This is a genomic window from Paenibacillus ihumii (genome assembly GCF_001403875.1).
Taxonomy (GTDB): domain Bacteria; phylum Bacillota; class Bacilli; order Paenibacillales; family Paenibacillaceae; genus Fontibacillus; species Fontibacillus ihumii.
Map to the genome: position 1 here is coordinate 4,039,638 of NZ_LN884299.1, position 20,764 is coordinate 4,060,401.

20 protein-coding genes and 1 riboswitch are annotated in these 20,764 nt (G+C 50.4%); of the genes, 11 read left to right on the forward strand and 9 right to left on the reverse strand.

What is annotated here, in order from left to right; genetic code table 11:
* Positions 1–107: 107 nt before the first annotated feature.
* Together BN2762_RS27170 and purE are read right to left on the reverse strand one after the other, a co-directional pair.
* Positions 108–284 carry a hypothetical protein gene (locus tag BN2762_RS27170; protein ID WP_154674790.1) on the reverse strand — a complete coding sequence of 59 codons (177 nt, stop codon included), beginning with the start codon at positions 282–284 and terminating at the stop codon, positions 108–110.
* Between the two features lie 90 nt (positions 285–374).
* Positions 375–878 carry a 5-(carboxyamino)imidazole ribonucleotide mutase gene (gene purE, locus BN2762_RS25345; protein WP_055109716.1) on the reverse strand — a complete coding sequence of 168 codons (504 nt, stop codon included), beginning with the start codon at positions 876–878 and terminating at the stop codon, positions 375–377.
* A gap of 524 nt (positions 879–1,402) precedes the next feature.
* A riboswitch (purine riboswitch) is annotated at positions 1,403–1,504 on the reverse strand.
* 361 nt (positions 1,505–1,865) lie between these two features.
* Between purE and BN2762_RS25350 the strand changes: the two genes are divergently transcribed.
* On the forward strand, positions 1,866–2,210 hold the full coding sequence (locus tag BN2762_RS25350; RefSeq protein WP_230202599.1) for a transposase: 345 nt from the start codon (positions 1,866–1,868) through the stop codon (positions 2,208–2,210).
* Positions 2,117–3,127 (forward strand): IS3 family transposase, encoded by a 1,011-nt coding sequence (locus tag BN2762_RS25355; protein ID WP_148500013.1) that lies wholly within the window; start codon positions 2,117–2,119, stop codon positions 3,125–3,127. Before BN2762_RS25350 ends, BN2762_RS25355 begins: the two co-directional genes overlap by 94 nt.
* 512 nt (positions 3,128–3,639) lie before the next feature.
* Here the strand turns inward: BN2762_RS25355 and BN2762_RS25360 are convergent.
* The 5 genes from BN2762_RS25360 to BN2762_RS25375 all read right to left on the reverse strand — a co-directional run bounded on the left by BN2762_RS25360 (position 3,640) and on the right by BN2762_RS25375 (position 7,397).
* Positions 3,640–3,921, reverse strand: a complete 282-nt coding sequence (locus BN2762_RS25360; RefSeq protein ID WP_055109722.1) for a hypothetical protein — start codon at positions 3,919–3,921, stop codon at positions 3,640–3,642.
* 46 nt (positions 3,922–3,967) lie between these two features.
* Complete coding sequence (locus BN2762_RS25365; RefSeq protein ID WP_055109724.1) at positions 3,968–4,402, reverse strand: universal stress protein; 435 nt, start codon at positions 4,400–4,402, stop codon at positions 3,968–3,970.
* 82 nt (positions 4,403–4,484) lie between these two features.
* Positions 4,485–4,748 (reverse strand): DUF1294 domain-containing protein, encoded by a 264-nt coding sequence (locus BN2762_RS25370; RefSeq protein ID WP_055109726.1) that lies wholly within the window; start codon positions 4,746–4,748, stop codon positions 4,485–4,487.
* 125 nt (positions 4,749–4,873) lie between these two features.
* Positions 4,874–5,005 (reverse strand): hypothetical protein, encoded by a 132-nt coding sequence (locus tag BN2762_RS28120; RefSeq protein WP_262362842.1) that lies wholly within the window; start codon positions 5,003–5,005, stop codon positions 4,874–4,876.
* 259 nt (positions 5,006–5,264) lie between these two features.
* On the reverse strand, positions 5,265–7,397 hold the full coding sequence (locus BN2762_RS25375) for a DNA topoisomerase III (RefSeq protein WP_055109728.1): 2,133 nt from the start codon (positions 7,395–7,397) through the stop codon (positions 5,265–5,267).
* Positions 7,398–8,211: 814 nt separating this feature from the next.
* On the opposite strand from BN2762_RS25375, the gene BN2762_RS25380 reads away from it, so the two are divergent.
* Together BN2762_RS25380 and BN2762_RS25385 are read left to right on the forward strand one after the other, a co-directional pair.
* Entirely contained in the window at positions 8,212–9,210 is a 999-nt protein-coding gene (locus BN2762_RS25380; protein ID WP_148500014.1) for a ketoacyl-ACP synthase III, read from the forward strand.
* Positions 9,211–9,245: 35 nt separating this feature from the next.
* Positions 9,246–9,815, forward strand: coding sequence for a thymidine kinase (locus BN2762_RS25385; RefSeq protein WP_055109732.1), 570 nt, complete (start codon positions 9,246–9,248; stop codon positions 9,813–9,815).
* A gap of 467 nt (positions 9,816–10,282) precedes the next feature.
* On the opposite strand, the gene BN2762_RS25395 is transcribed toward BN2762_RS25385, so the two are convergent.
* A complete protein-coding gene (locus BN2762_RS25395) occupies positions 10,283–10,918 on the reverse strand; it encodes a hypothetical protein (RefSeq protein ID WP_055110407.1) in 636 nt (211 codons plus the stop codon).
* 220 nt (positions 10,919–11,138) lie between these two features.
* Here BN2762_RS25395 and BN2762_RS26400 point away from each other — a divergent pair, with 220 nt between their 5' ends.
* From BN2762_RS26400 to BN2762_RS25415, 4 genes are all read left to right on the forward strand, one after another.
* Positions 11,139–11,351, forward strand: coding sequence for a hypothetical protein (locus BN2762_RS26400; RefSeq protein WP_074048691.1), 213 nt, complete (start codon positions 11,139–11,141; stop codon positions 11,349–11,351).
* 22 nt (positions 11,352–11,373) lie between these two features.
* A complete protein-coding gene (locus BN2762_RS25405) occupies positions 11,374–12,225 on the forward strand; it encodes a sulfurtransferase (protein ID WP_055109738.1) in 852 nt (283 codons plus the stop codon).
* Positions 12,226–12,462: 237 nt separating this feature from the next.
* A complete protein-coding gene (locus tag BN2762_RS25410; RefSeq protein WP_230202600.1) occupies positions 12,463–13,602 on the forward strand; it encodes an amidohydrolase family protein in 1,140 nt (379 codons plus the stop codon).
* A complete protein-coding gene (locus tag BN2762_RS25415; protein WP_083485178.1) occupies positions 13,544–14,617 on the forward strand; it encodes a LacI family DNA-binding transcriptional regulator in 1,074 nt (357 codons plus the stop codon). The genes BN2762_RS25410 and BN2762_RS25415 overlap by 59 nt, the downstream gene beginning before the upstream one ends.
* Positions 14,618–15,482: 865 nt before the next feature.
* Here BN2762_RS25415 and BN2762_RS25425 read toward each other — a convergent pair.
* Complete coding sequence (locus tag BN2762_RS25425; protein ID WP_230202601.1) at positions 15,483–16,457, reverse strand: helix-turn-helix domain-containing protein; 975 nt, start codon at positions 16,455–16,457, stop codon at positions 15,483–15,485.
* Between the two features lie 450 nt (positions 16,458–16,907).
* On the opposite strand from BN2762_RS25425, the gene BN2762_RS25430 reads away from it, so the two are divergent.
* The 3 genes from BN2762_RS25430 to BN2762_RS25440 all read left to right on the forward strand — a co-directional run bounded on the left by BN2762_RS25430 (position 16,908) and on the right by BN2762_RS25440 (position 20,764).
* The gene (locus BN2762_RS25430; RefSeq protein ID WP_055109745.1) at positions 16,908–18,269 is read left to right on the forward strand and encodes an MFS transporter; all 1,362 of its coding nucleotides are present in this window, start codon (positions 16,908–16,910) and stop codon (positions 18,267–18,269) included.
* Between the two features lie 75 nt (positions 18,270–18,344).
* Entirely contained in the window at positions 18,345–19,832 is a 1,488-nt protein-coding gene (locus BN2762_RS25435) for a serine hydrolase domain-containing protein (protein WP_055109747.1), read from the forward strand.
* A gap of 29 nt (positions 19,833–19,861) precedes the next feature.
* Positions 19,862–20,764 carry a polysaccharide deacetylase family protein gene (locus BN2762_RS25440; RefSeq protein ID WP_083485179.1) on the forward strand — a complete coding sequence of 301 codons (903 nt, stop codon included), beginning with the start codon at positions 19,862–19,864 and terminating at the stop codon, positions 20,762–20,764.

A 20,764-nucleotide genomic window follows, 5' to 3' on the forward strand; every position in this document is an offset into this window, starting at 1 on the left:
CGGGATCACTTTTACAGAGCGCTTGGTATGCTCAAGGCCTTCAGATTGCCCAGTGTGACCAGCAACAGCATCGGCTTGTCTTGCGTGTCCTGCTTGTCCAACTTGCCTTACGTCTCCAGCGTCTCCAACGTGTCTTGCGTCTCCAGCAATAACATCAGCTTGTCCTCGGTGCCCCACTTGCCCCGAATGGCCTGCAACAACATCAGATTGTCCTGCGGCATCACTTGCTTGTCGCACATCAACATCTTGCCCACTTGCTTGTCCAGCAGCGACATCTTGTCCATCTAATTCCGCCTGCTGCTTCGTTTGCTCAGTTTCGTGATTTCTAGCACTCTTGTCCCGTGCGCCATTTGCTGACTTAGTGGATCGATTCATTATTGGCTCTCCCCCAGATCGGCCGAGCTTGCCAGCACTTCTTCACGAATCCGATCGCGGCGTTCCTGCACACGGGACGCTATCTCAGGATCGAAGGCTCCGATCATTTGCGCTGCCAGCAATCCGGCATTGATCGCACCAGCCTTGCCGATGGCCACCGTAGCCACCGGAATTCCGCCCGGCATTTGCACGATGGACAGCAAGGAGTCGAGTCCGTTCAAGGCCGCCGATTTCACCGGCACCCCAATTACGGGAAGAACCGTCTTGGACGCGACCATGCCCGGCAAATGCGCTGCTCCCCCGGCACCGGCGATAATGACCTTCAACCCCCGGCCTGCAGCTTGCTCCGCGAATTCAAACATCAAATCCGGCGTGCGGTGCGCGGATACCACCTGCTTCTCGTAAGGTATTTGGAGCTCCTCCAAAACGGCGCAAGCATGGGACATTGTCTCCCAATCCGATGTGCTGCCCATGATCACTGCCACCTGTGCCTGTGCTGACATGCCTCAACCCACTCCTTCGATAAAGTATTTGATCTATTTATGCTCTTATTCCCTCTTGCTCCACAGCCCATAAAAAAATCCGGAGCATTCTGGAAAATAACAAGTATTTTCAGATTCCCGGACCAAGAGAGAATACACCTGACACCTGACTGCGGATTCACAGGGCTCATGCCTCAGGCGTTATAAAGATCGCTCAGCACCCTATGATACCGCTAATACCGGATTAGTCTAAATGATTGCAAATGCAAATGTGCGGAAATTTCGGCATAGATTTGCAGTCGGCTAACCCCATGTATGCTTGCAACTCCATGCATAACCGGATCTGCCATTTCGCAGCTTTGCCGCGTACCCTATCCAAGCCGTAGTGTTGGGAGACAGCCCAACAAAACCTAGCCCCCTGAACATTTTGCAATCATATGAAGAATGCCTCGTACCGCGCGCAGCACCTAGCTCGTACAGTTCCCAGCACACGGGTGCGCTGCTTGACAGTGGTCGGTCGACCACATGTCTTGCGGCAAAGGCCCTCTTCTGGTGTATTCGCTCGTAGTCCGAAAATTTACGGTTTTCAGGTAGAGACTTCCGGGCCATATTCCCGGATTTATACGAGTTCAATTCATATTGGCGGTTTACCCGCCGTCCTCTATCAGTGTAACAATCCTGGATAGCTCATGTCAACTCAAACACGAACATTATTAAATACAAAGAAAATAATGTTCGTTTTTTAGCTTGACATCTCCACTAAGCAACCCCGCGTTATTTTCACAAAAGTGACCCTGCGTCAGTTCCACCAAATAACCCTACGGCATTTCCAGCAAGTAAGCCTACGCATTTCCAGCAAGAGACCCTGCATCATTCTACCAAGTGACCCTGTATATTAATGGAATTATCCATTTCGTACGCATGTGGTCCCTTTTAGTCCCTTATGGACATGAGCTATTTAGCCCCCTAATCCAATTGGACACTCTAATCCACCTCAGATACACTAAAATGAGTGAGGAGTTAGAATCCATGAAAAGACGATTTAGGTGCCCCAATGAAACGAAGAAGGAGCTTGTGGTAGAGGTGCTCTCGGGTTATCGGACGGAGATAGTAGCCCGGAAGCATGGAATGTCTCCTAGAACGTTAAGCCAGTGGGTTCGCCAGTATCAAGATGAGGTGGGTGACCTTATGAAAAAGAAGCAAAACGATGCAGAAAAAATGAAGCAGGATGCAGCCAATCTCAAGGAACTAGAGAAGAAATACAACGATGCCATGAAGCTACTAGGCGAAAAAGAGCTCGAGAACAGCATTCTACGAGACCTGGTAAAAAAAAAGTATCCCGATTGGAAGTAGCTATCTATTGGATTCAGCAAGGGTATCCCGTTCAAAAGGTGCTCCTTCTATGTGGAGTCCCACGTTCAAGTTACTACTATCGCCTAAAGCATCCTGAACGCCAGCAGCCAGTCAGCAGCGGTCGGCCTGTTCCAGGCTTCTCCTATGACAAGGATGGAAAAAAGGTAGGAGATGCTCGCATTAAAGGATACCTCAGACGCTTGATTCAAGGCCTTAACGCTGCCTTCGGCTATCGGAAGCTGACGACGTTGTTGCGGCGAAAATACCGGCTAATTATTAACAAAAAGAAGACCTACCGTCTCTGCAAAGAAATGGGGATTCTCCATCCACAGCGAGAGTTGAAAAACCCCGTACCTAAAAAGCTCGCCAATAACCGTATTGTGAGCGGACCAAACCAGCTATGGCAAATGGATATTAAGTATGGTTACGTAGCCGGCAAACGCCGACATTTCTACCTGGCCAGCATCATTGACGTGTTTGACCGGAGCATTGTCGCCCATTACCGTGGAAAGGTCTCCAGCACCCAAGACATTCTCCACACGCTACAGAACTCGCTCTTTAAACGTAGAATCCACGAACAAGAACACAAGTTGGTGATCCGGACGGATAATGGGCCGCAGTTCATTAGCAAAGCGTTCCATGCCTTTTGCGAGCAAGCGGGGTTAGAGCATGAAAGGATCCCCAACCAAACGCCAAACAAGAATGCTTTTATTGAGTCGTACCACAGCATTGTAGAGCAAGAATGCTACCAGCGGAATTGTTTTGAAACCTACGAAGAGGCTTTTGCAGTGGTCGACCGATTTATTCGATACTACAACACAGAACGCATCCACGGCAGTCTCTACGATTGGCCGCCCAAGGAATACTTGCGTTTAGTCACCGCGGGCTTGATTAACCCAAAGAAAATTGCGCTATAATGTGATTTCCTAAGTATGATGTGGAAAGTGTCCAAACTTAGGGGGTTGAACCGTGAGATCCGCTATTTCGCTTATTTTGCCAAAATATATCTGCTATCGGACACAGAAGACCTTATTTAGAGGAAATCCATGCGAAATATGATCTTTTTAGCCTAATAGCGGATCCTGTGTCCGTTAATCCTAAAAATTCCCCTTTTTTTGTGAAATAGCGCCCTCTATGTCCGTTAGCAACTGATGGTATTGGCACTGGATCACGTAAGCCCCGGGTAGTTTAGGATCGGTCAGGATTAGCACCAAGTAACGTTAATCCAGGCAACGCTGCCTCCGAATATCGTTAGCATAGGTAACGTATAGCACCAGATATCGTTACCTGGAGGTAGCAGCTAACACCAAGCAACGATGACCCAGGTAGCCGCTAACACCAAGCAACGCTATAACCGGTAAATCCAATTTAGGAAAACATCGCCGCCAAAGTAACGTTATCCCCAAGCCACTGTTAACACCGCGCAGATTCATATGCCTACAGCTAGCAAAATACCGCTCATCAGCAAAATCTCCATCCGCTCTCCTTTCCCAAAGCTCAGCTGTTCACTGTATCCCCCTGAATCGGACACTCCCCAAGTCAAATTAAAGATTGTATCACCATGACCATAAGCCAACTCACCCTGCCCAAAGTAAACCCAATTTCCAAGCAAGTCCCCTTTCAAAACAAAGTAATAAACCAGCTTCAACAAAACAAACCAACCGCACTTCAAACAAAGCAAACCAAACCCCGCTTCAAACAAAGTAAACAAAAAAGAGCGCCCCTATAAACGCTAAGGACACTCTCTCCATATATGCTTATTTAACTACCAGCACAGGCACCCGGGCATGCTGAACAACGTTATGGCTAACGCTGCCAAGCACGAATTCGCGGATTCCTCCCAGGCCGCGGCTGCCGATAATGATGACGTCATTATTATGCTTCTTCACATAGTCTAAAATGACTTCGGCCGGCGCTCCCTGAATCAGCTCGACCTTGCCTTTTACGCCCGCGGCCTCCAGTCGGCTTCGTGCTTCCTCGGCCGTCTTCTCTGCCAGTTCATAGAAATCCTGATTCACCGAAGCCGGCACAGGGGCATAACCCTCCGCAACGTAGAAGCGAGGAAAATCAAAAACATGAATCACTTCAAGGGTAGCCCCCGGCGAAAGCTTCACCAGTTCAATCGCTTTATCCAGCGCTTTGGTAGCTGCCTTCGAACCATCATAAGCCGCAACAATCTTGTTAAATAACATAAGTCAGCACCTCTCCTTGTCCTTTTGATGAGTACAAATGAAGCGAGATCGTGCAAAGAAATCTACTCAATTAAATAAACCATTAGAATAGAAAATAACCCAACAAAACTGCATTCAACAAAAGCAACAGCGGAATGCCGATCCGGAAGCTGGCGTGCTTCGTTTTGTGCCGCTTCACATTCATGGCCGCTAGAACACCGAGCGAACCCCCGATGGCAGCCAAAAGAAACAACGTTCGCTCCGGAATCCGATCGCGCCTCTGACGGGCACGGCGTTTATCGTCGGCCATGACCAGGTATGAAACTATATTAATAATTAGAAACCAGAGCAGCAGCCCGGATCTCATGCTCACCGCCCCACCTTCATCCGACTTTGGGAACATGTATCCCTTAACTTTATTATAACGCTAACGGAATAAATGCAAAAGGCTCCCACAAAGGGGAGCCTTGCCTATGGAAAGGTTCGTCTGCTTTACATTTTCGGGACTTCGTTCAAGCTGGGCGGCCTCTTGGCTTGCTTCTTCAGCTTTGGCTCTATCGCTTCTTCCATAATGCTGGACTTATTCTGCTGATCTTTAATCTTGGTTGATTTATGATGGGGCATGCTGATCACCTCCTAATTTATAGGTTCCCGAGCATCCCCCTGTTTTATGCGAGTGTGTGCAGTGTACACAGCGTACGTGCTGCGTATACGAGTTGGTGCAGTGCACACACCGTACGTGCTGCGTATGCGAGTGTGTACAATGCACACAGCGTACGTGCTGCGTATGCGAGTGTGTGTAGTGCACACAGCGTAAGTCTGCGTATGTGCAGCATATGCGAGTTGGTGCAGTGCGCGGAACGCTACTGCTGTCCACCCGATGCTATTTGTTCTTGTTCTCCATCGCCGCCTTCAGCAACTCTCCCAGGTTCGAGCCGATGGATTCCTGCTTCTTCGTATACTGACTTACGAGCCTCTTCTCTTCCCGCTTGTTCATGCGTTTAGGATCATTGTTGCCGAGCGTTTCCGTAATGCCGCAAGGAAGGCACTGCACGTATCGTCCCGCCTTGCCTTCTTTCATTTCCATTTTCTTATGACACTGCGGGCAGCGGCGGTTCGAAAGGCGCTTCTCGCCGGAGCGGCGATAACCGCAGTCCTCCCCGGGACAGACCAGCATCAGCCCGCGTCCCGTCTTCTTCTCCAGAAGACGAGTACCGCAGTCCGGGCAATGGCTGTTGGACACGTTATGCGGCTTGTAGGTCGCCTCGCTGTTCTTCACACCACTTACGAGCCCCTTAGCCATATTCCGGATTCCTTCCAGGAAAGGCCCCGGCTTGCCCTGCCCGCGCGCGATCCGCTCCAGCTCGGCCTCCCATTTGGCCGTCAGGTCCGGCGAGCGCAGATCGCTCGGGGCCAGCTCGATCAGTTGCTTGCCTTTGCCGGTCGGATGCAGCAGGTTGCCCTGCCGCTCGATCGTATCGGAGCTGACCAGCTTCTCGATAATGTCGGCGCGGGTCGCCGGCGTGCCTAAGCCGTGCTTCTCCATTTGCGTCAGCAGCGCCGCTTCGCTGTAACGCTTCGGCGGCAGCGTCCGGCCGTTCTGAATGCGGCAGCGCTTCACGGTCACGCTCTCGCCTTCCTTCAGCTCAGGAAGCAGAGCGCTGCCTTCTTCGAGCGCATCCTCGTCCTCTTCGTCCTCGTCTACCGCCTGCCCATCATACACAGCGCGCCAGCCGCTATCCTTCATCGTTGTCCCCTTGGCATGCAGGGTCTCACCGGAGACTTCCAGAGTCACAGAGACATGATCGAAGCGGGCCGCCGGGTAGAACAAGCTAATGAACCGCCTTACGATGAGGTCATATAACTTGCGCTCCTCTGAGCTGAGCGCATTCAGCAGCACAGTCTGCTCGGTTGGAATGATGGCGTGATGGTCGGTAACCTTGCTGTCGTCAATAATGCGCTTGCTGAGCGGGAGCGGCTTGCGCAGCAGCGGCCTTGCCAGCGAAGTGTACGGTCCGACAGCTACGCTCGCCAATCTCTCCTTGAGCGTATCCTTCATGTCGGACGTCAAATAACGCGAGTCCGTGCGCGGATAAGTTACGAGCTTATGCTGCTCATACAGCCGCTGCAGCACATTGGAGGTCTGCTTGGCGGAAAATCCGAGCAGGCGGTTCGCATCCCGCTGCAGCTCCGTAAGGTCATATGCCAGCGGATGGGGCACGGTTTTTTCGCTTTTTTTCAGCTTAACGATTTTGCCGCTGCGGCCGTCCAGCTTCGCTTGAAGCTGCTTCACCTGCTCCGGGTCAAAAATCCGGGAATCGTTATTCGCCCCCCGCCAAACCGCCTCAAACGAGCCCAGGTCCACGCGGAGCGTACTGTATTCCTCCGAGCGAAAAGAGAGGATTTCCCGCTCCCGCTGCATGATCATGCCCAGCGTCGGCGTCTGAACGCGCCCTGCCGATAGCGGTGACCCGAATTTGGTAGTAAGCGCCCGGGTTACGTTCAGCCCGATCATCCAGTCCGCTTCCGCCCGGCATCGGGCGGATTGATACAGCCGATCATACTGATTCCCTGGCTTAAGCGAAGCAAAGCCCTCCTTGATGGCTTTATCCGTCTGCGAGGAGATCCACAGTCGCTGGAATGGCTTGTTCCATTTTGCCATGTCCATGATCCATCGAGCCAGCAGCTCGCCCTCGCGCGCGGCATCGGTGGCAATGACCAGAGAAGCGATATCCTGCCTTCTCATTAGCTGCTGTACCGCCTTAAACTGGTGGCTGCTCTCCCGCAGCACTTTCAGTTTCATTTTGTCAGGCAAAATCGGCAGATCCTCCAAAGCCCAGGTACGATACTTTGCGTCATAGTCCTCCGGCTCGGCGAGCCCTACCAAGTGGCCCAGCGCCCAGGTCACGACGTACTTGGGCCCTTCCAGGTGGCTCTTATGCTTATCGCGGCAGCCCATCACCCGCGCAATTTCCCGCGCGACGGACGGCTTCTCCGCCAGTACTAATGTTTTCATGAGTTCACTGATGCACTCCTTTCATAGTTCATTATAACATCCGGAGGAATGGGGAACTAATGCTGACTTAGTACCTCCCCCCTCAAATCCGTTCAACCTGAATATCTGCATCATTTTTATTTTCCACATTACGTTACACAGCCATATCTGCTACATGTGCTTTACCGTCTATATATATCCTTATATAATCTCTATACATGCCTATATTGTCTCTACTGTCTGCATCATCCCTATTATGCGTGCAGCTCTCAGTATGACACCTGCATCTGCTCTAAGTACACGCCTTCATCTGCATAGTAGACACTGTATCTGCTCTATACAAGCCTTCATCTGCTTAGTAGACACTGCATCAGCTTAATCAAGCCTTCATCTGCTTAGTAGACACTGCATCAGCTTAATCAAGCCTTCATCTGCTTAGTAGACACTGCATCAGCTTAATCAAGCCTTCATCTGCACAATATACACTGCATTTGCACAATACACGCTTGCCATCATTTTTCTATACATGCCTATGTCATCTCCATACAAGCATGCATTATCTCAATGCACGCCTATACCCTCTCTATAACATCCCTATTTCGCTATCCAGGATGACCTTAATCAGCCGCAGTATTCATTCACAAATAGGTTGCAATAATTATACAATGCTGATACTATTCAATTATTAGTACTAGGTACTAAAACCTGATAACAACACCAAGTATTAATCACATAAAAAATTTATGCCATTAAACATCATGATCCGCTGTTTTTTCAACCTATTGAATACGCGGTTTTCCATGGTATCTACCAACAATTCTAAGGAGTGATTGATTTGACGCTTGTATCCAGATCCCGGATTACCGCCATCGGCACCTACGTTCCGGAGAGAATTTTAACGAATGAAGATCTCGAGAAAATGGTTGAAACCAGCGACGAGTGGATCGTCCAGCGAACAGGCATCCAGGAACGGCACATCACGTCAGACGACGAATTCACCTCCCACTTGTGTATCCGGGCTATTGAGAAGCTGCGCGATACTTATAACAAATCGCTAGAGGACGTGGATCTGATCCTCACAGCGACAACGACGCCGGATTATTCCTTCCCCAGCGTAGCGTGCCAAATACAGGGTCACTTTGGAATAGCAAGCACCGGAGCGGTCGATCTGAATGCGACTTGCGCGGGCTTCTCCTATGCCTTGCATTTAGCCAATGGACTGATTACTTCAGGATTGCACAGGAAGATACTGGTTGTCGCAGGAGAGACGATGACTAAAATAACCGATTACAGCGACCGCAGCACATGTATTCTGTTTGGCGACGGTGCCGGTGCGGTTCTGGTCGAGCGGGATGATACAGAGGCCGGCGGCTTTGAGGCTACCGTTATGGGAACGCAAGGAACCGGAGGTATCAGCGTTTACCGTTCGGGTCTGTCCTCGTCCATGAACGGCATCCCTCTCGAAGGCAGCGGAAAAATTGTCCAGAACGGGCGCGAGGTGTTCAAATGGGCCGTACGCACGGTTTCAGCCGGCATTGAGCAGCTGCTGAGGCAGGCTGGCGTAGACCGGGAGCAGATCGACTGGTTCATCCCGCACAGCGCCAACCTGCGCATGATCGAATCGATCTGCGAGAAAGCGAATATCCCCTTGGGCAAAACCTTGCAAAGCGTGCAGCTGATGGGCAACACCTCCTCAGCCTCTATTCCGCTTGCCCTGCAGGCGGGGGTCGATAGCGGCCAGCTGAAGACTGGAGACCGGCTGCTCATTTATGGCTTCGGCAGCGGCCTTACCCATGCCGGACTCATTGTGCGATGGGGTGTCCCCGCTATATAATTAATCGAATGAACAACCAGAGAAGGGGCGCAGCGATGGCACAGCTATTTTTTAAATACGGGGCGATGAACAGCGGCAAATCCATTGAGATTCTCAAAGTGGCGCATAATTACGAGGAGCAGAACAAACCGGTCATGCTCTTCACTTCGGCTCTCGACGACCGGGACGAGGTCGGCTATATCTCCTCACGGATTGGCCTGCGCAGGCCAGCGGTCCCAATTAAGGACGACACCGATATCTTCGGCATGGTCAGCCGCCAGGAGCCACGGCCCTACTGCATACTTGTGGACGAGTGCCAATTTTTGAACAAGGATAACATCGAGCAGCTTGTCCGGATCGTGGATGAGCTGAATATTCCGGTTATGGCCTTCGGCCTCAAGAACGATTTCCAGAATCAGCTGTTCGAGGGCAGCCGGCTTTTGCTTATTTACGCGGATAAAATCGAGGAAATGAAGACGATCTGCTGGTTCTGCGAGCGCAAAGCGACGATGAATCTCCGCGTCGAGAACGGGAAACCCGTCTATACGGGCGAGCAAATCCAAATCGGCGGCAACGAATCGTATTACCCCGTATGCCGGAAATGTCACCGCAATCCTCCACTATAATTTATTTAAGAGAAGCGTATGCAAATACATGCGCTTCTCTTTTATAGCTTCTTCCCTTTCTCTTCTTTCTTCTCCATTCTTGCTTCTTGTTTCTCTGCTTCTTGCTTATCGCTTCTTTGCTTTTTTATCGCTATATGCTTCTCACTTTTTGCTTTTCGCCTTTTACTTTCTTACCTCTTGCTTCTTTGCTTCTTACTCTCTCTTCTATCTTCTCGCCCTTCGCTTCTCGTTTACACGTTTCCTCATTTCCTGTTTTTCGTTTCTCATTTCCGTTTCTTGCTTCCGACTCTTGTTTCCCATTAACGGGCACAGTGGCTTCCTGGAGGGTAATGTTTGGGGGGCCGGGAAGTTGAGAGTATGCCGTGCGGCATTGGCCATGGTTCTACGCATACCTGCATTCCTCACGCTTTCCCACGCTACCCGCAAACCCTGTATCTCCATATCCTGCTCTCACTTTTACTCTTCAATCAAATGCCGTTCCTTCGTCTTAGTCTTCTTCTACGGCCAAAAAATGTCTCACGAAACAGCAGGTTCCGATATTTGAATTTAGCAAACGGATATTTAAAGGACAAGGCGGTGCCCTCGTCCTCGATATGGACGGCCTTCAAGGCCCGGGTATGCACCACACTGCGCACAAGCGTGTTCACCAGCCGTTGATTGCCACGGCGAATTGCAATGGCCAGCTTGCAGGCAAAGGTTCTGTCGCTGGCAAGTCTGCGGTATAACGGCAGAACCGCCCGGGCTATCGCCTGATGAACCTTCGGCTCGAATACAAATTGCACGGTTCCCGGCGGAATCGTCGTGCCGTTGGTGTATACCAGCTTGGGAAAGATGAAATCTACAAAATAGCCGATCCCGTTCGTGCCCAGCCCCTGCCTGGCTGCTCGCGGAGCCACAGAGGCAAGCAGCTTTTTCATCAAATCCAGATTTGCCGTGACAACTGCCCTGCTCCACGAAATCGCAAACCTGTCACTCGTCGCGACAGCTCTATAGAACGGCAGCATGCTGGTCGCAACCCTTTGCAATACATGCGCATTTACCTTAAACCCAGACCATGAAGACGATGTCCCCTGCCGATTGCACAGCTTCGCCCTTTTGAACATGCGGCTTCCGATTCTCCTCCGCCATAATGGCCTTGCCATAACCCATCCTCCTTGTAGAAACGATTCGCAATTGCTCCGTTCATCGTTGCTCTAGAAATCTTTTCTATAATATATGGAGTAGTCGCTTGTCACGGTTGGGCTAATGTCTCTACAATAGAGAAGTCAGATGAGTTTACAGGAGAGCAGGCCAACTGCTCGCTCCAAAGGAGATGGTACAACAATGCCCACGGTTCGGCGTCTCATCACTGAACATGATTTGCAAACGGCAATGGAGCAAGGCCTTCGCATTCGCGTCTTTCACGACAACCACCTTATCGAATCGGGATCGGTCATTATCCGCCTCACCGAGGATACCGTCATTACGCAATCCAGCGTCAGCGACCTTTCTTACCATAACCGCAGCAGCTGCCAGTTCTATGAACTCAAGAAATAAAATTTGGAAGGAGATCCATACCATGACGAACCCACTCGTATCCAAAAAGTGGCTCCTAGCACGCATGTACGAGCCCAATATGGTCATCGTCGATTGCCGCTTTCAGCTTGGAGCGCCTAAGGCCGGCAGGACGGCTTACGATGAATCCCATATCCCGGGCGCAATCTACCTCGATTTGGAAAGTGACCTTTCCGCGCCTGTCAGCGAGCATGGCGGCCGGCACCCGCTGCCCGCCCCGGACGTCCTTGCGAAGCGCCTCGGCCAGGTCGGTATCAACAACGACTGCATTGTCGTAGCTTATGACGACCAAGGAGGCATGAACGCCTCTAGGCTCTGGCTGCTGCTGCGCTGGCTCGGCCATGACCAGGCGTATGTCATGGAGGAGGGATACTCGGCATGGCAACAAGATGGCTATCCCGTAACCGCAGAGCAGCGGGTCGTCATCCCTTCATCCTTCCAGCCGGCCATCCGGCCAAATTTAATCGCCGACGTCAATGACGTCCGCAGCGCGATCGGCAGCCCTGGGGTCCTTCTGGTCGATTCCCGCGAAGCGCCCCGGTATCTTGGACAGACCGAGCCGATCGACGCCAAAGCCGGACATATCCCCAGCGCGATTAATGCTTTCTGGAGGAACAACCTCGACGCCCATGGAAAATGGACGTCCGAGGAGCAGCGCCGTTCGGGACTCTCTGAAGTGACAGCTGCCTTGGATGCCGGCCGCGAGGTCATCGTCTACTGCGGCTCCGGCGTCAGCGCCTGTCCCAACCTCGTAGCGCTCCATTCGCTCGGTTATGACAATGTCCGGCTGTATGCCGGGAGCTGGAGCGATTGGATCAGCTATGAGGAGAATCCGGTGGCTACGGGAGAAGAGTAAGTGTCGAGAGGCCGCGTTTGGACGCAGGCTTAGGGGCTGTGACAGGCTGCCAACGGGCAGACGGTTGCGGCCCTCTTTGTTTTTTGCGCACCTTACAATAGCTTGCTCATAAAAAGCACCTCTGTCCTGCTATTTAGGGAACGATCCCAAATTATAGTTTACAATTTATTGATAAATGGAGTATATTATATTCAATTTTGGGAACGTTCCCAAAAATAAAGAGAGGAAGTGTTCATAATGAAAATGAAGCTGAAGCCGAGACATGCGAGGATAGCTCTGCTGGCAGTCGGCTGTATTATCGTTCTTGTCATCGTTTGGCTGAACGGCAGCCGCTTCATACCGTTTGGAAGGGCTGAAACAGATCCGTCAGGTTCCCTTAAGACGGTAGAGAAACGCCTAGCAAAGCTGAAGCAAGCCGGGGGCACCCCAACGCTGGAGCAGCTTGCCGAAGCCTTCCAGCCACTGGGATTAATCGACGCGCATAACCACAATGCCTCCAGCTCGCGTTATTTGTCTATGCTGGATGCATGGGAGGAATATCATATCGACAAAGTCGTTCTCTTCGGCAACATATCCGAGCCGAGCGCGATCGAGACAGATGCAGCCGCCTGGAGGGCCTATCAGAGCTCACCCGATCTGTTTTTCCCGTTCTTCTCAGGCTTCGACCTACATGACGAAGGCAGTTTGGACGTCATTCGCGACAATCTGGAGAAAGGTTACTTCGGCCTTGGCGAGATTGCCGGAGCCTCGACCTATTCACCAATCGTATCCCTCGCTGACTGGAAGGCCTCGGATCCTATGGATGGGTTCCTGCCGGAGATCTACGACCTCATTGCGGCTTATAAAGCGCCGATACTGCTTCACATTGATCCGCCGAACGGCTTGCCAATTCTCAAGCTGGAACAGGCGCTGGAGGCTCATCCGAACACAACCTTTATCTTCGCTCATATGAATGCTTACAATTCGCCGGAAGAAATCGATCGATTGCTCGGGATGTATCCGAACCTGTATGCCGACTTTTTCGCCGGGTTCTCCGTCTATAATCCCGATGGAGGGGGTAATCCCGAGATCTTTATACCCATTATGAAAAAGTACCCGGATCGCTTCCTGCTTAGTTCCGACTCCGGCTATGACCTCGAGAGCGAGGAACAAGCGATCGACGCGATGTATCGGATCCTGTACCTGCTGGACGACCCGGCGGTGGCAAAGAAAATTGCCCACGACAATATGATGGCTATCATCCAGGCGCAGCCGGCAACGAAGACGCAGCTAGCGGCCATTCAGGAGCTGGCTTCTAAAAACGGAAAAACTTATAATTATGACAAACTATCAAAGTTGGAAGCCGGCAAAATATTGGCAAAAGACGGGAAAGGGTGATGGTGCGCTGGAAGCTACCATTCAAGACATTGCGAAGAGAGTAGGTTTATCGACAAGTACTGTGTCCCGGGCGCTGAACGGGAGCTATGGCGTCCACCCTCGAACGGCCGCCAAGGTTCAACAGGCGGCGGCAGAGCTCGGCTATGTGCCGAATCTCGGCGCGAAGCAGCTGGTCACCCGCAAGAGCAATCTTATAGGGGTATTCATGCCCGAGCTCGACAATGAATTCGTTCGGGAGTACGATGAGCTGTTCGCTCCGCTGCGCAAGGCGCTCCGGCTGATCGGCAAGGACATGCTCATCTTCTCCATACCGGTTTACGATTATAAGCCTAACAGCTTGTCCCAATGGGTAGGCATGCGCAACCTCGAGGGCTGTATCTTCATGCAGCCGTTCGGGAAGGAGCACCCGCTTATGAAGGGAGCGCTGCGGCTGAAGGTGCCTGCTGTCTCGTTGGGAGAGAGCATAGGCTTCAAGTGCTCTCTGGTTATGTCCGACAACTACGAGGGAGGGCGGCTCATCGGACAGCATCTGACCCAACTAGGGCACCGGAAGATCGGCTATGTGAACGGTCCGGCTAATCTGCCGTTCTCGCAGGAACGGTACAAGGGCTTCTGCGACGCGCTCCGAGAGGCGGGCATTGAACATGAACCGAGACTCTTAGAGGCCGGCGACTTCAGCGGCTCGAGCGGTGTTCATGCCGCTCGCCTGCTGCTGGCTCGTGCCCCGGAGCTCACGGCTATCAGCTGCGCCAACGACCTGATGGCGATGGGGGTGCTTCAAGAGCTGCATCGCAGCGGGATTGCGGTGCCTGGCAGCATCTCGGTTACCGGCTACGACGGCGCATATTTTACCGCGTATACGAGTCCGCCGCTCACCACGATCCGCCACCGTTCGGATCGAATCGGTCTGCTGGCGGCAGAGCTGCTTATTGAGCTGCTTCATGGCGGGAATGCGCGTACAGTTCGCCTGGCACCGGAGCTTGTCGTTCGTGAATCCGTCGCCGCGATACACTAAGTTGGACAAGAGCGACTAATGCCACTGAAGCTAATGGCCACTGAATGGCTGAACATTGAATGGCTGAAGCGCTGAAGCTGCTGATGAAGCTAATGCCATTGAATGGCTGAAGCGCTGAAGCTGTGAAACAGTACGGACAGTCCAATTTCCAACGTGAGACGTGAGCGTAAGACCGCGCCGGACGCGGGATGGAGGGCTGCGACAGATTGCCAATGGGCAGGCTGACGCGGCCCTCTTTGGGCATTCCGTTCAACAGCTTGCAAACATGATTCGAACGAGAAGAGTTCCAAGAGCCCCGGGGCCAGCCACAACGGGGAGGTCGGGACAGCTGTCGTTGAACGGGTCAACTGTTAGCTTTGGCAGATGAATCACTCCCTCGAAAAGGGTGCAAAAAAACTGCCAAAGCTCTGGCGGTAAGCCTACTTATTTACACTTGTCGTGCTAATAGTAAATCTGTAACTGTATATATGATTTTTCGTATAGAATCGTCGAAATAAACGTCAAATGACAAGTTCTATATGATTTTTCATACCAAATTCATCATTCTTGCCTTTACGCGGTCAAATCTATATGATTATTCATACATAATCATACGAAACCAAGGGTCAAATCAAAATCTAATTGCTATGCTTGACCGGAAGGAGAAATTCAACGAGGCGTTATTTGATATTTTGGAGCGAATGAATGTTATGGCGACGGCCAAGTGAGTCTCTGATCGGGGTTCGTTAATACAGGCAGATACGCTTATTGTCGCGGTTAATGTCCATACAACTCTACGAAATGCCGAAGTGTTACGAAATGCCGAAGTGTGTTGAGCGAATGGAGGAACAATCATCTTTACTCCATATGTTCAGCCTCTAATCGACTACCACGCGCCGTTTGAGTTTTTGAAATGTCTAGGGGTCACGCCTGTAAACTTCTTAAACACCTTAGTAAAGTAGCTCTGATCATAAAAATTAAGCATGGTGTAAATTTCGGATAAAGAGTGGTTGGTGTAAATCATCAGTTTCTTGGCTTCCTCAATTTTTTCACGCTGGATAAATTCACTTATGGAAATGCCGGTTTCTTTCTTGAAAAGATCCGACAAATAGCAGGGATTCATGCCAGCGGCTTCAGCAAGCTGGGAAAGGCTGATCTCCTCGTACAAATGCTTGAAAATATAGTCCTGGCATAATGTCACCGACTTCGAATACTTTTGACTCTTGACGTTTTGCACACGCTCGGCGAAATCATATAGAGCATCCTTGAATAAAATATCTACCGCCTTAACCTCGTTCATCTCTTCCAGATTCTGAATATACAAATCGCTCAAGGTATAAGCTACCTCCGGATGAACTCCCCCTTCTATAGCGGCCCTGGTAGAGAGGGCAATCCCGACAATGGCTACATTTTTCTGATTCCGCAAGCGACTTCGCCTCGACATCGTCCCAAAGCTGCCCTTTTCCGGAGCAATCGACGAGTACTTCGTTAGTTCCTCTTTCCGTCCCTCCTTCACATTCTGAAATAACTTCTTTTCAAATAAGGGATCATGATGAAAAGCAATATGCTCTCTATTTTCCGAAATGGCCAAATCTACATGTTCAACGGGTATGGTCTTCCGCGCAATAAGCTTGTTTTTCTGAATCACTTCTGCCGTATCCAATTTTTTACTATAAATCATGTAATAGAGAAGGATTCCCGCATTAATAAGCTTCAAATTATCGAGTATCGGAAGCGAGCGGTAATAGTCGATCATCCTGTCTTTGTTCACAGCAGGGCTTGTCCCGGCCGCAAGGTCATTCATCATATGCTGATAGGATTCCGGATCCATCGAAGGGCCCACCAGGATGCTTCCGCTCACGGATCCCTTCCCCTCCAAACTAACAGAAAAAAATTTTTCGTGGGAGGATGTCGTTTTGAATACAGGAAACTCCCAGGGATCCTCGGAATCGAATATATGCCCCACCAGCTCCTGCTTTGAACTGTATAAAGGGTTTAGAGCATATCTGGACGAACACTCGAACAGTATTTCTCCCAGCTCATTCAAATGGAAAACCGGGATATGGAACGTCTCATATAAAAGCTTGCAGATGCACTCCAAATCCACAGAATTAGGCTGAGTCATGGAAAGGACTCCTTTCTGCTGCATGCTATGCACAAAAATCCAATAATTTTATTACTAAAATAATAAAAATTATACCATAAAATAATTCGGTCAGCGGATATAATCAGGGAAGCGCTAACATTATATAACTTTTGATTTGCAAGATGCATCATTAGCAGATTACAGCCTTTAAAGGGGGATTTCCTCATGAAAGAGGAGAATGTGGTTCAGGGGCAAAAAATCGGATGGGGCGAGAAGTTTTCCTATAGTCTGGGAAATGCCGGGGGTACGATTGCTTTTGGGGCGATCAGTTCATTTATTGCCTTTTTCTATACGGACATTGCAGGGATTAGTGCGGCAGCAGTAGGAACCTTATTGTTTCTGTCCAGGCTATTTGACGGGTTCAGCGACATTGGGATGGGCATCCTCATCGATAAGACAAAATCCAAATACGGGAAGGCACGGCCTTGGCTTCTCTGGATGGCTGTTCCTTCCGGGATTGCAACCGCGCTCCTGTTCATGGTGCCTGACGTTGGACCTGCGGGAAAATTAATTTATGCCTATATTACGTATAATATCGCGATCGGCATTATCTACACCGCGATTACGAATCCTTATCAAGCTCTGATCTCGCTCATTACGCAGGATCGCCAGGAACGGTCTGTCCTTAATATCAGCAGCAGCTTTATGGCTACGCTTGTGACCATTTTGATTGGCATGACCACATTACCGCTTGTGAACGCAATGGGCGGCGGTGCGCAAGGGTGGAGGAATACCTTTATTATCTTGGGAGCGCTCTCTACCGTTTTCTTTCTGATTTGCTTTTTCTTCACGAAGGAAAGGGTCAGGGCTGCCTCAAGCCAGCCGGAGCACAACATCCCCGTTAAAGACGGTTTCAAGGCATTGTTTCGTAATAAATATTGGTTCATCCTGTCGCTGATGGTCGTTTTCACATTCATGAACCAGGGAGCCATATTGGGAACTAACGTTTATTATGCCAAATATTTATTGGGTGATGCCAATTATATCGGGATACTGACGCTGGCCACCTTCCTGCCTGTTGGACTGTTGATGCTTGTGCTGGCACCTATTATTAAGAAAATTGGAAAACGGAATGCGGCGATTGTCGGGAGTATCATTCTGATTTCAGGTCAGTTGGTCATGATGGTAGCGCCGGAGAACATTAATGTGGTCGTTGCAGGCACCGTTTTGAAAGGCTTGGGCATGGGGCCGTTACTGGGAACATTATTCGCCATGCTGGCTGATACGGTTGAGTACGGGGAATGGAAGTCCGGGATACGAACCGAAGGGCTGGTCTTCAGCGCAGCGGGCCTGGGCACCAAGATCGGGACAGGCCTTGGTACGGCGGTAGTCGGTTGGGTGCTGGCCATCGGCGGCTATAGCGGAAGCTCGGCCATCCAATCGGCGTCCGCAATAGCTGCCATCAAATTTTTATCCATTTACATGCCGATCGCACTGGCTATTATTCAAATCGTGATCTTGTGCTTCTATAAGCTGGATAAGGAATTTCCTTCGATGATGGAGGAGCTTAAATCCAGAACAAATTAGAGGAGATAGTATAGACAAAGCGGCGGCCGCAAATCCGATATACTTTATTCTGTATTTTAAAGGAGTTGTCAGACTATGAAACCATATTCATTGCCACGCAGTACGCCTGAACAGCAGGGCATGACGTCAAGCTCGATTCTGTCTTTTATCCAAGGCATTGAAACCGAGCAGCTAGAGCTGCACAGCCTTATGATAGTTAAAAATGATCATGTTATCGCGGAAGGCTGGTGGGAGCCATACCAAAGGCAGGATCAGCACCAGTTGAATTCACTGACCAAAAGCTTTACTTCAACGGCGATTGGTCTGGCGGTAGATGAACAACTCCTGTCACTTGAAGATCAGGTACTCCGATTTTTTCCTGAGCATGTAACCAAAGAGATTGAGGCTAATATGCGTAACCTGAAAGTGAAGCATTTGCTCTCCATGGCCACAGGGCATACGCAGGATACATTGCCTATCTTATGGAATAACCAAACCGACTGGGTAAAAGCGTTTCTGGAGACTCCCATTGAGCGGGAGCCAGGCAGCTACTTCCTGTATAATACCGGCGCCAGCTACATGCTCTCCGCCATTATTGAGAGAGTGACCGGCCAGAGGCTGTTGGATTATCTCCGCCCAAGACTGCTGGAACCGCTTGGCATAGAGAACGTAAACACCCTTACCTGCCCGCAAGGCATTCATGCCGGCGGTTACGGGATGAAAATTACGACGGAGGACATCGCCAAATTCGGACTGCTGTACTTGCATAACGGGGAGTGGAACGGGAAGCGGATATTGTCCAAGGAGTGGGTTCAAGCTGCTACGGCCAAACAGGTATCCAATGGCGAACCAGGAGATCCCAGCGACTGGTCGCAAGGGTACGGCTATCAATTTTGGCGCTGCAGGAACGATGCGTACCGGGGAGATGGGGCATTCGGCCAATTCTGCGTGGTCATGCCGAACCAGAATGCCGTCATTGCTATGACCGCAGGTTTAATGGAAATGCAGTCCGTGTTGGATTTGGTGTGGGAGCATCTGCTTCCGGGAATGGAGCAACTGGCGCTGGAAGCGAATCCTGTGATGTACGATAAGTTAATAAAAAAGCTCAGCGGGCTCTCTTATCTGCCGGAATCCGCTCCTGGATCTTCCCAGATGCAATGGGATCAGACCGGGGTAACCTACAGCCTGGAACCGAACCGCGCCGGATATACGGATCTCTCGTTCTCAGCGGATGAACAGGCGATTAAGGTAACGCTAGCGGATAAGGATCAAGAATCCCATTTTGAGGTCGGACTTGGCAGTATGGCTAGAGGCACAACCGAGATCTCCGGTTTTCCATTTCAATATGCATCGTATGGCGTATGGCGCAAAAAAAATGTGCTGGAGATTAAGCTGTTCATGACGGAGTATGCGATAAATGACCAAATCACCTGCCATTTCGTGAACGACAGTGTTCAAGTCAAATCTTCCCGCAATGTATGGATGGCGCCAATATTGTCCGACATGGGTGTACTGCCGACGCTGATCGGTTCCCGGTTTAAAGAAAGAGATACGTGGATCGGCGTGACCAATAAAGCTGAATAATCCGGATCTGGCGCGAGGTGTTGTGCAGAATGATTGCTAAAGGAGAAGATACAATGCTGCTGAAGGAATTGGGATATAAAAGCGGAGACCGGCTTCTTATTATCAACGCTGATGATTTCGGCATGTGCAATAGCACGAATCGGGCAATTCGCTCTCTGCTAGAGGATGGATTTATAACTTCCACTTCCTTGATGTTTACGTGCCCATGGATGAGAGAGGCTGCCGCTATTGCCAAGGCTTATCCAGAATTTGATGTAGGGATCCACTTAACCTTTACGAGCGAGTGGGAAAATTTCAAATGGGGTCCTATCACACCATTTGACCGCAGGATTTCCTTTGTGGATGAGCTTGGTCATTTTCCAAAAGACGTGGTTCCCGTCGGCTTGGCTGATCCTGATGATATCAGAAAAGAGTGCATCGCCCAAATCGAGACGGCATTTAGATTAGGCGTGGATCCTACCCATCTGGACAATCATATGATAAGTTTGCACGGGGCAGCAGGAACGAAAAGGCATTTCATGGAGCTCGTCATAGAACTCAGCGCTAAATACGGACTGCCCCTTCGAATGCCTAGACATGCGTATGACTTCATTCCTTATGAGGAACAAATGATCCGATTGGCGGATGAGCAAGGCGTGATTATTCCTGATTATCTTCAAGTTCTGCCCTTCACTCCGGCTCAAGACATGGACTATGGCACCTTTATACAGTATACGGCGGATATTCTCCGTGGTCTTTCGGAGGGGGTAACGGAGCTTATTTTCCATCCTTCCCTGGAGTCGGAGGAGTTAAAAGCAATAACCTCCACATGGCAGCACCGGAATATGGAATATCACTTATTTCGTGATCCTCTAATCCAATCCGTCATAAGAGAAGAGAATATTATCCTGATCAAGTGGCGGGATCTGAGAGAATTACAGCGGAGCAGATAA